Source organism: Pseudomonas gozinkensis, assembly GCF_014863585.1.
Classification (GTDB): Bacteria; Pseudomonadota; Gammaproteobacteria; order Pseudomonadales; family Pseudomonadaceae; genus Aquipseudomonas; species Aquipseudomonas gozinkensis.
The window spans coordinates 4,800,122-4,814,278 of record NZ_CP062253.1; the positions used below are offsets into that span (position 1 = coordinate 4,800,122).

The 14,157-nt window shown below is 60.1% G+C and carries 17 protein-coding genes; 1 reads left to right on the forward strand and 16 read right to left on the reverse strand.

The features are described 5' to 3' along the window. Positions 1-167: 167 nt before the first annotated feature. The 13 genes from IHQ43_RS21260 to IHQ43_RS21320 all read right to left on the reverse strand — a co-directional run bounded on the left by IHQ43_RS21260 (position 168) and on the right by IHQ43_RS21320 (position 10,344). Positions 168-953, reverse strand: a complete 786-nt coding sequence (locus IHQ43_RS21260; protein WP_192562009.1) for a TatD family hydrolase — start codon at positions 951-953, stop codon at positions 168-170. 15 nt (positions 954-968) lie between these two features. Then, the gene (locus IHQ43_RS21265) at positions 969-1,325 is read right to left on the reverse strand and encodes a PilZ domain-containing protein (protein WP_007950801.1); all 357 of its coding nucleotides are present in this window, start codon (positions 1,323-1,325) and stop codon (positions 969-971) included. A gap of 42 nt (positions 1,326-1,367) precedes the next feature. Next, positions 1,368-2,351, reverse strand: a complete 984-nt coding sequence (locus IHQ43_RS21270) for a DNA polymerase III subunit delta' (RefSeq protein WP_007950798.1) — start codon at positions 2,349-2,351, stop codon at positions 1,368-1,370. Then, positions 2,344-2,976 carry a dTMP kinase gene (gene tmk, locus IHQ43_RS21275; protein ID WP_192562010.1) on the reverse strand — a complete coding sequence of 211 codons (633 nt, stop codon included), beginning with the start codon at positions 2,974-2,976 and terminating at the stop codon, positions 2,344-2,346. Before tmk ends, IHQ43_RS21270 begins: the two co-directional genes overlap by 8 nt. Before the next feature lie 19 nt (positions 2,977-2,995). Then, positions 2,996-4,177 (reverse strand): endolytic transglycosylase MltG, encoded by a 1,182-nt coding sequence (gene mltG, locus IHQ43_RS21280; RefSeq protein WP_192562011.1) that lies wholly within the window; start codon positions 4,175-4,177, stop codon positions 2,996-2,998. Positions 4,178-4,180: 3 nt separating this feature from the next. Then, complete coding sequence (gene pabC / locus IHQ43_RS21285) at positions 4,181-4,996, reverse strand: aminodeoxychorismate lyase (protein ID WP_192562012.1); 816 nt, start codon at positions 4,994-4,996, stop codon at positions 4,181-4,183. Further along, positions 4,996-6,240 (reverse strand): beta-ketoacyl-ACP synthase II, encoded by a 1,245-nt coding sequence (gene fabF / locus IHQ43_RS21290; protein WP_007908259.1) that lies wholly within the window; start codon positions 6,238-6,240, stop codon positions 4,996-4,998. Before fabF ends, pabC begins: the two co-directional genes overlap by 1 nt. Positions 6,241-6,348: 108 nt before the next feature. Beyond that, positions 6,349-6,585: an acyl carrier protein gene (gene acpP / locus IHQ43_RS21295; RefSeq protein WP_003175607.1), complete on the reverse strand. Its 237-nt coding sequence runs from the start codon at positions 6,583-6,585 to the stop codon at positions 6,349-6,351. Positions 6,586-6,781: 196 nt separating this feature from the next. After that, the gene (gene fabG / locus IHQ43_RS21300; protein ID WP_007950790.1) at positions 6,782-7,525 is read right to left on the reverse strand and encodes a 3-oxoacyl-ACP reductase FabG; all 744 of its coding nucleotides are present in this window, start codon (positions 7,523-7,525) and stop codon (positions 6,782-6,784) included. A gap of 16 nt (positions 7,526-7,541) precedes the next feature. Beyond that, on the reverse strand, positions 7,542-8,480 hold the full coding sequence (fabD, locus tag IHQ43_RS21305) for an ACP S-malonyltransferase (RefSeq protein WP_192562013.1): 939 nt from the start codon (positions 8,478-8,480) through the stop codon (positions 7,542-7,544). A gap of 125 nt (positions 8,481-8,605) precedes the next feature. Then, positions 8,606-9,616, reverse strand: a complete 1,011-nt coding sequence (gene plsX, locus IHQ43_RS21310) for a phosphate acyltransferase PlsX (RefSeq protein ID WP_192562014.1) — start codon at positions 9,614-9,616, stop codon at positions 8,606-8,608. Between the two features lie 4 nt (positions 9,617-9,620). Continuing rightward, entirely contained in the window at positions 9,621-9,803 is a 183-nt protein-coding gene (gene rpmF / locus IHQ43_RS21315) for a 50S ribosomal protein L32 (RefSeq protein ID WP_003179396.1), read from the reverse strand. A gap of 13 nt (positions 9,804-9,816) precedes the next feature. Then, positions 9,817-10,344: a YceD family protein gene (locus IHQ43_RS21320; RefSeq protein ID WP_003204262.1), complete on the reverse strand. Its 528-nt coding sequence runs from the start codon at positions 10,342-10,344 to the stop codon at positions 9,817-9,819. A gap of 106 nt (positions 10,345-10,450) precedes the next feature. Between IHQ43_RS21320 and IHQ43_RS21325 the strand changes: the two genes are divergently transcribed. Continuing rightward, positions 10,451-11,029, forward strand: coding sequence for a Maf family protein (locus tag IHQ43_RS21325; protein ID WP_192562015.1), 579 nt, complete (start codon positions 10,451-10,453; stop codon positions 11,027-11,029). A gap of 46 nt (positions 11,030-11,075) precedes the next feature. Here the strand turns inward: IHQ43_RS21325 and sppA are convergent, their stop codons facing one another. The 3 genes from sppA to rluC are packed head-to-tail and all read right to left on the reverse strand — an operon-like array spanning position 11,076 to position 13,701. Continuing rightward, positions 11,076-12,065 (reverse strand): signal peptide peptidase SppA, encoded by a 990-nt coding sequence (gene sppA, locus IHQ43_RS21330; RefSeq protein WP_192562016.1) that lies wholly within the window; start codon positions 12,063-12,065, stop codon positions 11,076-11,078. A 24-nt stretch (positions 12,066-12,089) separates the two neighbouring features. Continuing rightward, complete coding sequence (locus IHQ43_RS21335; RefSeq protein WP_134021312.1) at positions 12,090-12,752, reverse strand: HAD-IA family hydrolase; 663 nt, start codon at positions 12,750-12,752, stop codon at positions 12,090-12,092. Beyond that, a complete protein-coding gene (rluC, locus tag IHQ43_RS21340) occupies positions 12,739-13,701 on the reverse strand; it encodes a 23S rRNA pseudouridine(955/2504/2580) synthase RluC (protein ID WP_025113008.1) in 963 nt (320 codons plus the stop codon). Before rluC ends, IHQ43_RS21335 begins: the two co-directional genes overlap by 14 nt. Between the last annotated feature and the right edge of the window lie 456 nt (positions 13,702-14,157).

Sequence of the window (14,157 nt, forward strand, 5' to 3'; positions counted from 1 at the left end):
AGCCAACTGGACTCGGCGCCAGACTGATCAATACTTGAACTGTCGGGCGACATCTCCCCCAAGTGTCGCGCCGGTAAAGGTACCAAGGGACCGCGTGCCTTTGTTTTACTCCTAATGGTCTTAACCCGGATTCACCCCCCAGAACCCGGGTTTTTTTTGCCTGCGATTCAGGCTTTTACACTCGCCAGCGGAAACAGTCGCTTGAAGTTCTCGGTGGTCTGCTCGGCAAAACGCTCGTAGTTCTCACCGCGCAGCATCGCCAGAAACTCTGCCACTTCGCGCACGTATTGCGGCAGGTTCGGTTTGCCGCGATAAGGGATCGGCGCCAGATACGGCGAATCGGTCTCTACCAGCAGGCGATCGGCCGGAACCTTGCTCGCCACATCGCGCAGCGCATCGGCATTGCGGAAGGTGACGATGCCCGACAGGGAAATGTAATAACCCATGTCCAGCGCCGCCTTGGCCATGTCCCAGTCTTCGGTGAAGCAATGCAGCACACCGGCCTGGGGCAACGCGGCTTCGCGCAACAGTTCAAGGGTGTCGGCGCGGGCGCCACGGGTGTGGATGATCACCGGTTTGCCGGTCTGCTGCGCGGCTTGCAGGTGCAGACGGAACGACTCCTGCTGCAGCTCCGCTGCTTCCGGCTCGTAATGGTAGTCCAGACCGGTTTCGCCAATCGCCACCACTCTCGGGTGATTGAGCTCGTGCAACAGCCAGTCCAGCGCCGGCGCCGCGCCCGGCTGTACATCCAGCGGATGCACGCCGACCGAGCAATCGACGTCGTCGTAACGATCGGCCAGGGCTTTTACATCGGCCGCGTTGTCGGCGCTGACGCCGATGCACAGGAAGTGCCCGACGCCGCGTTCGCGAGCCGCATCCAGCGCGGCATCCAGGGAACCGTCGTGAGCGGCGAGGTCGAGGCGATCAAGGTGACAATGGGAATCTACGAGCATAAAAAGGACTGCAACTTACATCGTATGAGTGGGACGGTCGGATTTCAGGGCTCCGGCCAGATGAGTTTCAATGCGACTGCGCGCAGTGTTGTCGCCATCGTTGAATTGCACGCCGACGCCGGCTGCGCGATTGCCCTGGGCGCCTTTGGGGGTGATCCAGGCGACTTTGCCGGCCACCGGAATCTTCTCCGCCTCGTCCATCAGGTTCAGCAGCATGAACACCTCGTCGCCCAACTTGTAGCTCTTGTTGGTCGGGATGAACAGGCCACCGTTCTTGATGAACGGCATGTAGGCTGCGTAAAGAACGGACTTGTCCTTGATGGTCAGGGACAAGATGCCGTTGCGCGGCCCCGGGCTGACGGGTTCATTCATGTTGACCTCCACTGCTGATGTTCAGAGTCTAGGTACACATTCTTATCTTTGGCCAGGCAAGCTCGCCCATTGCACCAATAACGCTTCCAGCAACAACGCCGCATTGAGGTTGGCCTTGCTCAGGACTTTCTGGCGCTGGGCGAGGATCCAGTCCTGGATATCGAGGACTTTAGCCTGGGCACTTTTCTGCGCCAGATATTGCACCACCTTACGCATGTCGGTCAGGCCGAGGCCCGCTTCGTCCTGGGTCAATTGATAGCGCAGGATGAGGCTCGACCAGTCGCAGAACCAGTCGAACAGACGCAGCATCGGAATGTTTTTCCACTCCTCGGCCAGTTGCGTCGGCGATTGCTGCTGCTTGAGCAGCTTCTTCACGCCTTCCACCACCTGCGCGCGCTGGTCACGCACGCCCTGCCCCTGCAACGTGACGGCGGCCAACGGCGAGCCGGCGGCCAGGGTCAACAATTCGACCCGTTCGTCTTCGGAGCACTCCGGCAATGCCTGAGCCAGCCATTGCAGGCTCACGGATTCGCTCGGCAGCGGGCAGGCCTGCTGCACGCAGCGGCTCTTGATGGTCGGCAACAACCGGCTCGGCTGGTGGCTGACCAGCAACAACACGGTATCGCCGGACGGCTCTTCAAGGCTCTTGAGCAAGGCGTTGGCGGCGTTGATGTTCATCGACTCCACCGGCTCGATCAGCACCACCTTGCGCCCGCCCAGTTGCGCGGTCTGCACCACGAAACTGACCAGATCACGCACCTGGTCGACCTTGATCGCCTTGTCCGCTTCTTCCGGTTCGAGGATGTAATTGTCCGGGTGGCTGCCGGCCTTGAGCAGCAGGCAGGATTTGCACTCGCCGCAAGCTTCAGGCGTCGGACGCTGGCACAACAGACTGGCCATCAGACGCTCGGCCAACGCGCGCTTGCCGATCCCGGCCGGCCCGTGCAGCAGATACGCGTGGGCATGCTGAGTGCGCCCGGCCAGTTGCTGCCAGAGACTGTCCTGCCATGGATAGGCCTCAGCCACGGCTCAGCTCCAGCAAATTCGGAATCAGGGTATCCAGCGATTGTTGAACCTTGGCCAACGGCTGACCGGCGTCGATCCGCACATAGCGCGCAGGATCGGCCTCGGCACGCTCGAGGAACGCACTGCGCACCGCCTCGAAAAACGCCCGGCCTTCCAGCTCGAAACGATCCAGGCGACCCCGGGCGCTGGCCCGCGCCAGGCCGATTTCCACCGGCAGATCGAAAATCAGCGTCAGGTCGGGACGCAGGTCGCCCTGCACGAAAGTCTCCAGCGCCGCGATGCGCTCCAGCGACAAGCCACGACCGCCGCCCTGATAGGCGTAAGTCGAGTCGGTGAAACGGTCACACAGCACCACCGCGCCACGGGCCAGCGCCGGGCGAATGACTTCAGCCAGATGCTGGGCACGGGCGGCGAACACCAGCAGCAGCTCGGTGTCCGGGTTCATCACTTCGTCGACCGGGGCCAGCAACACCTCACGAATGCGCTCGGCCAGCGGTGTACCGCCGGGCTCGCGGGTCAGCACCACTTCGATACCGGCGGCGCGCAGGCGCTCGGCGAGGTATTCGCGGTTGGTGCTTTTGCCGGCGCCTTCCGGGCCTTCCAGGGTAATAAACAAGCCAGTCACAGGCAGTCCTTAATCAAAGTCATTGCGTGTTTTGGGGAGCGGAGGCTTCCGGTTCCGGCGTCGGCGCAGGCGCTTGAGCAGGCGGCTGCGGCAACGATTCCGGTGCGGTGTCGGGTGAGGCGGCAGGAATCGCCTCCTCCGCTGCCGGAGCGGTTTCGGGCGCAGTCGCCGGCGCCGGGCTCGAGCGGTAATCCGCGCGCCGCTTGAGCTGATACTCGCGCACCGCGTTGTTGTGCGCGTCCAGATCATCGGAGAACACGTGGCTGCCATCACCACGGGCAACAAAGTAGAGGCTGGTGCCATCCACCGGGTTGAGTGCGGCGTGAATGGCTTCACGTCCGACCATGGCGATCGGCGTCGGCGGCAGCCCCGGAATCATGTACGTGTTGTACGGGGTGGCCTCCTTGAGATGGGCGCGGGTCAGTTTGCCGTTGTAGCGGTCGCCCAGGCCGTAGATCACCGTCGGATCGGTCTGCAATTGCATGCCCAGCGCCATGCGACGCACGAAGACGCCGGCAATCTGGCCACGCTCCTGAGGCACGCCAGTTTCCTTCTCCACCAGCGACGCCATGATCAGCGCCTGATAAGGCTCGGTGTAAGGCACATCGGCGGAGCGCTTTTCCCACTCCTTGGCCAGCACTTCGTCGAGGCGGTCGAAGGCTTTTTTCAGCAGTTCGGTATCGGTCACACCGCGCACGAAGCGATAGGTATCGGGGAAGAAACGTCCTTCGGGAAAGAGACCCTTGTGACCGATTCTGGCCATCACATCACTGTCGCTCAGGCCGTTGAGGGTCTGTTCGATCTTTTCATCTTTGGCCAGCGCGGCGCGCACTTGATGGAAATTCCAGCCTTCGACCAGGGTCAGGCTGTACTGAACCACTTCGCCGCGCTTCCACAGGTCAATCAGGCCGTTGACGGTCATGCCCGGCTGCATGCGGTATTCACCGCTGTGAATCGGCGTGCCGGCAAGATTGAAACGCCAATAGACCCGCAGCCAGAACGCGTCCTTGATGACGCCATCGGCTTCGAGTCCAAGAAAAGTACGGGTCGGGGTGGATCCCTTGGGCACATCCAGCAGTTCTTCCTGCGTGATGTTCAGGGGCTGTTCCAGTGCCGAATGAATCTTCCAGGCGCTGGCGCCCAACAGCAGCCCTGCCAGAACCAGTCCGGTTTCCAGCAGCAGCAAAAGTTTACGTCTCACGAATCAGGCATCCAGTAGCGCGCGGGCAATGGTTTGCAGTTTACGGGTGAGCGGGCCAACCGGCCAGCTCAGAGCAGCACAGGCGCGTACCGGCCAGACGCCATACACGCTGTTGCAGACAAGGACTTCATCGGCCCATTGCAGCTGTTCGAGGGGGATGTCGGTGATTTGCACGGGAATGCCAAGGGACTCGGCCTGAAACAATATTTCTGCGCGCATCACACCGGCCACGCCGCAGCGTTTCAGGTCCGCCGTGATCAGCACACCGTCACGCACCAGGAACAGATTGCTGAACACGCCTTCGATCACCCGACCGGCCTGATCGAGCATCAAACCTTCGGCATGCTCACTGTCCTGCCATTCGGCGCGGGCAATGACCTGCTCCAGTCGATTGAGGTGCTTGAGCCCGGCGAGCAACGGTTGTTTAGACAAACGCGTGCTGCACGGAAACAGGCGAACGCCCTGCTCGGCGTGGGCCGCTGGATAAGCGGCGGGAGGATTGCCTTGCAGAATGCGTCGGCCCTGCGCCGAAGGATCCGGCGCATAACCGCGCAATCCGTCGCCACGGGTGAGGATGAGCTTGAGCACGCCCTCGCCCATCGCGGCGGCATAGGATTGCAGCTCCTGGCGAACCCGCTCGATGTCGGCTGCGATGGCCAGACGCGCACAGCCATCGGCCAGTCGCGTCAGATGCCGATCCAGCAGCAACGGCTGACCGCCACGCACGGCGATGGTCTCGAACAGACCGTCGCCGTAAGCCAGGCCACGATCTTTCAGCGACAGAGCGTCAGCCGGCAGACCGTCGACCCAGCAGTCCATCAGCCGGCGAACCGACGGAACGCCAACGTACCGTTGGTGCCGCCAAACCCGAACGAGTTGGACAGCACGACATCGATATCCATGTTGCGCGCGGTGTGCGGCACGAAATCGAGGTCGCAGCCTTCGTCCGGCTCATCGAGGTTGATGGTCGGCGGCGCCACCTGGCTGTTGATCGCCAGCACGCTGAAGATCGCCTCGACCGCACCCGCCGCTCCCAGCAGGTGACCGGTCATGGACTTGGTGGAGCTGACCGCCAGCTTGTAGGCGTGATCACCGAACACCGACTTGATCGCGTTGGCTTCGGCAAGGTCGCCGGCCGGCGTCGAAGTACCGTGGGCGTTGATGTATTGCACTTGATCGACGTTGATCTTCGCATCGCGCAGCGCATTGGTGATGCAGCGTGCGGCACCGGCGCCGTCGGCGGGTGGCGAAGTCATGTGGAAGGCGTCGCCACTGGTGCCGAAACCGATCAGTTCGGCGTAGATGGTCGCGCCACGGGCCTTGGCATGCTCGAGCTCTTCGAGCACCAGGGCGCCGGCGCCGTCGGACAGTACGAAGCCGTCGCGGCCCTTGTCCCACGGACGGCTGGCGCGGGTCGGTTCGTCGTTGCGGGTCGACAGTGCACGGGAGGCACCAAAGCCGCCCATGCCCAGACCGCACGCGGCCATCTCGGCACCGCCGGCAATCATCACGTCGGCTTCGTCGTACATGATGTTGCGCGCCGCCATGCCGATGCAGTGCGTACCGGTGGTACACGCTGTGGCGATGGCATAGTTAGGCCCCTGTGCACCCAGATGGATGGACAGGAAACCGGAAATCATATTGATGATCGAGCCAGGCACAAAGAACGGAGAAATCCGGCGCGGGCCAGTCTCGTGCAGGGTGCGGCTGGTTTCTTCGATGTTGGTCAGACCGCCGATACCCGAACCCATGGCCACGCCAATGCGTTCACGGTTGGCATCGGTGACTTCCAGACCGGCATTGCGTACGGCTTGAAAGCCGGCCGCCAGACCGTACTGAATGAACAGGTCGAGCTTGCGCGCTTCCTTGACCGACAGGTACTCCTCGACATTGAAGCCCTTTACCGAGCCGCCAAAGCGGGTGGAATAGGCAGAAAGGTCGGTGTGTTCGATCAGACCAATGCCACTGCGGCCAGCCAGAATGCCCTGCCAACTGCTCGGCACATCCGTGCCCAGTGGCGACAACATACCCATACCGGTGACTACGACGCGTCTACGCGACACAGCACTCTCCTTTTTCAAATGACGATTTTGCATCAGGCCTAAAGAAAAAACCGCACGCCATGATGGCAGTGCGGTTTTTCCATGACAGCAAGCAACGATTACAAACTATTACGCCTGGTGGCTAGTAACGTAGTCGATTGCAGCTTGTACAGTAGTGATCTTCTCAGCTTCTTCGTCAGGGATTTCGGTCTCGAATTCCTCTTCCAGAGCCATCACCAGCTCAACGGTGTCAAGGGAGTCGGCACCCAGGTCTTCTACGAAGGAAGCGGTGTTGACCACTTCTTCTTCTTTAACACCCAGTTGCTCGGCAACGATTTTCTTGACGCGCTCTTCGATGGTGCTCATACCTTGTTTTCACTCCTAATGGACAAATTCAGGCAGCTGGCCAGTGGGTAAGTGTATAGAAAGACTTTTCAGCTTTTCAACTGAAAGCTTCACTCCTCAAACCCTGCGGCCCGCCGCCTATAAATAGATTGCAGCTTTATAACGGATTTTAGACAGCTCGTATGACATTTTTTTGAAGCAATCCGTCACATTTTACTTACATGTACATCCCGCCGTTAACCGGGATTGTAGCCCCGGTCACGTATGCCGCACCGTCGGATGCAAGAAAAGCGACCACGGACGCGATCTCTTGAGCTTGTCCCAGACGGCCCAGCGGAATCTGCGTCTGCAAGGCTTCACGCTGTGCTTCAGGCAGCTCGCGGGTCATATCGGTGTCGATGAACCCTGGGGTTACCGAGTTGACCGTAATCGAACGCGAACCGACTTCACGCGCCATGGCACGGCTGAAACCTTCCAGACCGGCCTTGGCGGCTGCATAGTTTACTTGGCCAGCGTTGCCCATGGCACCCACCACCGAGCCAATACTGATAATTCGGCCCCAACGCGCTTTCGTCATGCCGCGCAGAACGCCCTTGGACAGGCGATACAGACTGTTCAGGTTGGTATCGATCACGTCGTACCACTCGTCGTCTTTCATGCGCATCATCAGGTTATCGCGGGTGATGCCGGCATTGTTGACCAGAATCGCCACTGGCGCACCGAACTGCTCCTGAATGCTGGCAAGCACTTTGGTGACGGATTCGTCGCTGGTAACGTTCAGTTCGAAACCAGCGCCCTGAATGCCGTTTTCCTTCAGGGTCGCAGCAATGCGCTCGGCGCCCGAAGCGGAAGTCGCGGTGCCGACAACGATGGCGCCCTGACGACCCAGTTCCAGTGCGATAGCCTGGCCGATACCACGGCTTGCGCCGGTGACCAGTGCAACTTTACCTTGCAGACTCATGCAAGCTTCTCCTGATTCAGACAGCCGCTGCGCGAGCAGCAGCGAAAGCGTCTGGGGTATTGAGGTTGGAAGTCGATACGCCTTCGGCGCAACGTTTGTTCAGACCGGCCAGCACTTTGCCAGGACCGCATTCGACCAGATTGGTCGCGCCTTTGGCGGCCAGGGTCTGTACGGACTCGACCCAGCGAACTGGCTTGTAGAGTTGTTCCAGCAGATCACGCTTGAGGATTTCCAGATCCGCCGGCACCTGGGCGCTGACGTTCTGTACCACAGGGATCTGCGGCGCCTGCCAGTCGATGGCGGCGATGGACTCGGCGAAGCGTTCGGCAGCCGGACGCATCAGCTCGCAATGCGACGGCACGCTGACCGGCAGCGGCATGGCACGCTTGGCGCCGCGGGCCTTGCAGCCTTCGATGGCGCGCTCAACGGCCGCCTTGGCACCAGCGATCACCACCTGGCCCGGGGAGTTGAAGTTCACCGCGCTGACCACTTCGCCTTGCGCCGCTTCGGCACAGGCTGCCAGCACGTCGGCATCTTCCAGACCGAGGATGGCAGCCATGCCGCCCTGCCCGGCCGGAACGGCTTCCTGCATCAACTGGCCACGGCGCTCAACGAGCTTGACCGCGTCCGCCAGGCTCAGGCTGCCGGCAGCGACCAGCGCGCTGTATTCGCCCAGACTGTGGCCGGCAACGAAAGCCGGACGCGCGCCGCCTTCGGCCAGCCACAAACGCCACAGGGCGATCGAAGCGGTCAGAATGGCCGGTTGGGTTTTATCGGTTTGATTGAGCAGCTCTTCCGGGCCCTGCTGGGTCAGTGCCCACAGGTCGTAGCCCAGAGCATCGGAGGCTTCTTTGAAAGTTTCGAGGATCAGCGAATGTTGCGCGCCCAGCTCGGCCAGCATGCCGAGGGACTGCGAACCCTGTCCTGGAAAGACGAATGCGAGGGAAGCAGACATGTAACAAGCCCCTAATGATCTTGTCGTCGGAAAAATGGCATCCCGCTAGAGGGACGCAAGAAACTGACAGTTGGATGGCCCTTTGAACCGGGCGGTCACATTTAAGCATTGTCCGACGAAAACGCCTAAGACAACAAATCCTCCAGACGGCCGTGCAGGCGCTCGGGAAGATTTTCCTGAATCTCGATCAGCGCTCGCTGAATGGCACTCTGAAACCCCTGAACCCCGGCCGAACCGTGACTTTTCACGACAATCCCCTGCAAACCGAGGAAGCTTGCGCCGTTGTGTCGCGCCGGTGCCAGATCAGCCTGCAGACGCTTCATCAATGGCAGCGCCAGAGCGCCGACCGCGCGGGAAGCGAGATTCTTTTTGAACAAGGCCTCGATACGTGCAGCGATCATCGTCGCCAGACCTTCGCTGGACTTGAGCAGGATATTGCCGACAAAACCGTCGCACACCACCACATCCGCCTCGCCGCGATACAAGCCATCACCTTCGATGAAACCGATGTAATTGATGCCCCGGGCAGCCTGTAGCAACGTTGCAGCCAGCTTGACCTGCTGATTGCCCTTGATGTCTTCGGTGCCGATATTCAGCAGCGCGACACGCGGGCGGGCAATGCCCAGGGTTTGCGCCGCCACGGAACCCATCACGGCGAACTGCAACAAGTGCTCGGCGCTGCAATCGACGTTGGCGCCCAGATCGAGCAACTGGCAGTAGCCCTTCTGAGTGGGGATCGCGGCGACCATGGCCGGGCGATCGATTCCCGGCAGGGTCTTGAGCACAAATCGCGACAGAGCCATCAACGCACCGGTATTGCCGGCACTGACACAGGCCTGGACCTTGCCATCACGGAGCAATTCAAGGGCGATACGCATCGACGAATCCGGCTTGCCACGCAAAGCCTGAGCAGGTTTTTCGTCCATGGTGATGACTTCGGACGCCGGGACAATCGTCAGGCGCGCGCGATCGGCAGCCGATTGGCCGGTGATCAGTTCTTCAAGAAGGGAAGGTTGACCGACGAGGGTCAGGTGCAGCGAGGGTGTAGCAGAAAGGCAAGCAAGGCTGGCCTGGACAATGCTGCGGGGACCGAAGTCCCCGCCCATTGCGTCAATCGCGATGACTTGAGCGGACAAGTGATTACTCGTCAGCGCCCTTGTCGATCACTTTACGGCCACGGTATACGCCTTCTGGCGATACGTGGTGACGCAGGTGAACTTCACCAGTGGTTTTTTCTACAGACAGGGTGCTAGCCTCGAGAGCGTCGTGCGAACGGCGCATGTCACGGGCAGAGCGGGATTTTTTGTTCTGCTGAACAGCCATAATTGATTAACTCCTAAACGTTTGGGTCACGCTTTAACTGCGCCAATACACTGAACGGGTTGGACCGCGTTACCTCGTCCTCGCTCGGTTCGGGCTCATCTGCTCCCGCCGGCTGCTGGCATTCTTCCGGATGATGAGCAGGCACAATGGGCAAGGCGAGCAGAAGCTCCTCCTCGATCAGTGACTGCAGATCCAATGGATCTTCGCCCAGTTCCAGCACGTCATAACCTTTCGGTAACGACTGGGTATTCGCACCCTCCTTCACTACAGCGTAACTGCATTCGCTGTGGATCGGCAGGGTGACCAGCTCAAGACAACGCTGGCAAACCATTTTGACTTCGGTGTCGATAAAACTGTGGATCACCACAGATTTACGTTCATCTCGTTCAAAAACGAATTTTGCCTGCACCGTACCGACATCGTCGGAAAGCGGGTCGCAGAGTCTCTTCAAATCGGCCAGCAGCAGTTCACCTTGAAGGGTGGTGCCACGGTCAGCCAATTTGCGCGGGTCAACGTGAGGTGGAATCGGGTCATTCAACATAGGCGCAGCATTATAGGGATGCACCCACCCATGTCAAAGGAAATTGTGCCCTGTCCGTCACTTGCGCGGCTCCGCTAGAATCTGCCCCCTGCCTCTGGAGATGCGAATGCTGCCTTTATTACTCGCTTCAAGCTCGACCTATCGTCGGGAATTGCTCAGCCGTCTGCGCCTGCCGTTCGTCTGCAGCTCGCCGGATATCGATGAAAGCCATCGCCGGGACGAGTCGGCAATCGAGCTGGTCAAACGCCTCGCCGAACAGAAAGCCCGAGCCTTGGCCGACAGCCACCCTGCTCACCTGATCATCGGCTCCGATCAGGTTGCGGTACTCGGCGAGCGCATCATCGGCAAGCCGCACACCTTCGAAAACGCCCGCGAACAACTGATGGCCGCCAGCGGCGCCAGCGTGACCTTCCTGACCGGCTTGGCCCTGCTCAACAGCCAGACGGGCCACTGCCAGGTCGACTGCGTGCCTTTCACCGTACATATGCGCGTACTGGATCAAGCCCGCGTCGAGCGCTATCTGCACGCCGAGCAGCCCTACGACTGCGCCGGCAGCTTCAAGGCCGAAGGACTGGGCGTAAGCCTGTTTCAATCCACCGAAGGCCCGGACGCCACCAGCCTGATCGGCCTGCCACTGATTCGCCTGATCGACATGCTGCTGGCCGAAGGCGTACAGATTCCCTGACCCACAAAAAACCGGCCCTCAGGCCGGTGTTTCTTGCAGCATTCGATCAGCGCAACGACGGGCCGTTGAAACCCATCCACATTGCCAGTTTCTCGGCAACGCTGGCACCGAGCTTCTTCGAGAAGCGGTCAAACGGCGATTCCTGAACGGTGAAGTCCACCAGTTCCTTTTCGCCAATCACGTCACGCGCCACCGAACTGGCATTGCCCAGACCATCGATCAACCCCAGCGGCAGCGCCTGCTCGCCAGACCAGACCAACCCGGAGAACAGCTCCGGATGTTCCTTGTCCTTCAGGCGATCGCCACGCCCCTGCTTGACGCTGTTGATGAACTGCTTGTGCGTGGTATCCAGCACACTCTGCCAAAACGCGGTCTCTTCCGGCTTCTGCGGCTGGAACGGATCGAGGAACGCCTTGTGCTCGCCGGAGGTGTAGGTGCGACGCTCGACGCCCAGCTTCTCCATAGTGCCAACAAAGCCGTAACCGGCCGCCGTCACACCAATGGAGCCCACCAGACTGGCCTTGTCGGCATAGATCTGATCCGCCGCACTGGCGATGTAATAGGCACCGGAAGCGCCCAGATCGGAAATCACCGCATACAGCTTGGTGTCGGGGTGCAGGCCGCGCAGGCGCTTGATCTCGTCATATACATAACCCGACTGCACCGGACTGCCACCCGGACTGTTGATGCGCAGGATCACGCCCTTGACCTTCTTGTCCTCGAACGCCGCGCGCAGACTGCCGACGATATTGTCAGCGCTGGCAGATTCCTTGTCGGCGATCATGCCGGTGATGTCGATCAACGCGGTGTAGTTGGAACTGCGCGTGGCGCTCTTTTCCATGTCCATCAATGGCGTGAACAGGATCAGCGCAACAAACAGATAAACAAAGGTCAGCAACTTGAAGAAAATGCCCCAACGCCGTGAGCGGCGTTGCTCCTGCACACCGGCCAGCAGGGTCTTTTCCAGTATTTTCCAGCTTTTCGCATCACCGTCTTCGGCAGTTGCCTTGGCCGGTGCTTTCCATTCGTCGGTCATGCCATCCACCCCAGCAAAAACGTATTAAGCCTGCTTCCCCAGCCAGGCGTGCAATTCGGAAAAATGGTCGATCGACAGTCGCGGCTCGAACTGCTGCAGTGATTCGATCGATTGCGCGCCATAACTGACCGCCACCGAATCCATCCCTGCATTGCGCGCCATCAGCAGATCGAAGGACGAATCGCCGACCATCAGCGCCTGCTCGGCACGAACACCGCAATGCGCAAGGATCTGCTCCAGCATCAGAGGATGCGGCTTGCTTGCAGTTTCATCGGCAGCACGGGTGATATCGAAATAATCTTCCCAGCCATTGGCCTTGAGCACCCGATCCAGCCCGCGACGATTCTTGCCGGTCGCAACAGCCAGGTGATAGCCCTGCTCACGAAAGGACGCCATCGACTCGACTACGCCTTCGAACAACGGCGAAGGCACGGCTTCTGCAGCGATGTAGTGGTCGGCGTAATACTCGCGGAACAAGGTCATCTCGGCATCGCTGATTTCCGGATACAACGTGCGGATCGCCTCGGGCAAACCCAGTCCAATAATGCCTTTGACGGCAAAGTCATCACGCAGCTCGAAACCGGAGCGCCCGGACGCCGAGTGCATCGCCTCGACAATCCGATGAATGGAATCGGCCAGCGTGCCGTCCCAATCAAAAATCAGCAGCTTGTAATCAGATGGGCGCACTCAATCGCTCCACAGTCTTGGCCCACATTTCATCGACCGGTGCCTGCAACTTGAGCTCACCGCCATCGGGCAGCGGCACGGTCAGCATGTAGGCGTGCAGGAACAGGCGCTTGCCGCCCAGATCACGGATTTCCTTACTGAAACTGTCATCGCCGTATTTGGTGTCTCCAGCAATGCAGTGCCCGGCGTGCAATGTATGGACGCGGATCTGGTGCGTGCGACCGGTGATCGGCTTGGCTTCGATCAGAGTGGCAAAATCGCCAAAGCGACGCAGCACCTTGAACACGGTCACAGACTCCTTGCCCTCCTCCTCGTCGACCTCGACCATGCGCTCACCGGAGCGCAGATTGCTCTTGCCGAGCGCCGCACGGACTTGCTTGATCGAAGTCGCCCAGTTGCCACGAACCAGTGCCATGTAGCGCTTGTCGACACCGTCACCGCGCAACGCGGCATGCAAGTGCCGCAACATGCTGCGCTTCTTGGCGATCATCAGCAGGCCGGAGGTATCACGATCGAGACGGTGAACCAGCTCGAGCTCCTTGGCATCGGGGCGCAACTGACGAAAGGCTTCGATAACGCCGTAATTCAGGCCGCTGCCACCGTGAACCGCAATGCCGGCGGGCTTGTTGATCACGATCAGGGCCTTGTCTTCGTAGACAATCGAGGCTTCCAGGCGCTGCAACAGACCTTGGGCCAAAGGCACCGGTTCGTCACGCTCAGGCACGCGCACCGGCGGCACGCGCACGATGTCGCCGGCCTGCAGCTTGTATTCGGGCTTGATCCGACCTTTGTTCACGCGCACTTCGCCTTTGCGCAAAATGCGGTAAATCAAGGTCTTGGGCACGCCTTTGAGCCGGGCGAGGAGGAAATTGTCGATTCGTTGGCCGGCATATTCCGGCGAGACCTCAAGCAGTTGAACGCCTGGAGTCGAAGGGGCAGTAGTCGTCATGGCGCCGATGATAACAATTTTTTATGGAATTGAAGCACTTAATCATTGCTGCTATAGTCGCGAACGCCGCCAAAAGCGGCCTGGACAGCGGAACCACGGTCAAAAACCGGCCCTGACCAACGCAATTCACCAGGACGCGAGGCCGTCCTACGGGGCTTTTGCTACGTAACGGTGGAGTTTGCAGCTGTAACAAGCGCAGGTGACATGAGGCCTGAATCACGCCGCAAAGCAGAGTTTTGACTCGCCACGCGAGCCATATTCACGGCCAGTTCACAAAGTGCAGTCAGCCGCGGATGACCCCGAGCGAAGACTCCGGAAACACCGCCTGAATTAGCCATGATGCGTGACCTCCCATTTCGGAGCTCACGGTAAATGCCAACCCGCTGCGGATTCTGCGCGCGGCAGCACCCGAATTATCAGGGATACGTGTAGGGTGGAGATGCACAACCGCTGGAC

Bases quoted from the DNA above. Each gene is read 5' to 3' on its own strand.
- IHQ43_RS21260 (WP_192562009.1), bottom strand. From the start codon at position 953: ATGCTCGTAGATTCCCATTGTCACCTTGATCGCCTCGACCTCGCCGCT.
- IHQ43_RS21265 (WP_007950801.1), bottom strand. From the start codon at position 1,325: ATGAATGAACCCGTCAGCCCGGGGCCGCGCAACGGCATCTTGTCCCTG.
- pabC (WP_192562012.1), bottom strand. From the start codon at position 4,996: ATGGACTGCTGGGTCGACGGTCTGCCGGCTGACGCTCTGTCGCTGAAA.
- acpP (WP_003175607.1), bottom strand. From the start codon at position 6,585: ATGAGCACCATCGAAGAGCGCGTCAAGAAAATCGTTGCCGAGCAACTG.
- fabG (WP_007950790.1), bottom strand. From the start codon at position 7,525: ATGAGTCTGCAAGGTAAAGTTGCACTGGTCACCGGCGCAAGCCGTGGT.
- fabD (WP_192562013.1), bottom strand. From the start codon at position 8,480: ATGTCTGCTTCCCTCGCATTCGTCTTTCCAGGACAGGGTTCGCAGTCC.
- rpmF (WP_003179396.1), bottom strand. From the start codon at position 9,803: ATGGCTGTTCAGCAGAACAAAAAATCCCGCTCTGCCCGTGACATGCGC.
- IHQ43_RS21320 (WP_003204262.1), bottom strand. From the start codon at position 10,344: ATGTTGAATGACCCGATTCCACCTCACGTTGACCCGCGCAAATTGGCT.
- IHQ43_RS21325 (WP_192562015.1), top strand. From the start codon at position 10,451: ATGCTGCCTTTATTACTCGCTTCAAGCTCGACCTATCGTCGGGAATTG.
- sppA (WP_192562016.1), bottom strand. From the start codon at position 12,065: ATGACCGACGAATGGAAAGCACCGGCCAAGGCAACTGCCGAAGACGGT.
- rluC (WP_025113008.1), bottom strand. From the start codon at position 13,701: ATGACGACTACTGCCCCTTCGACTCCAGGCGTTCAACTGCTTGAGGTC.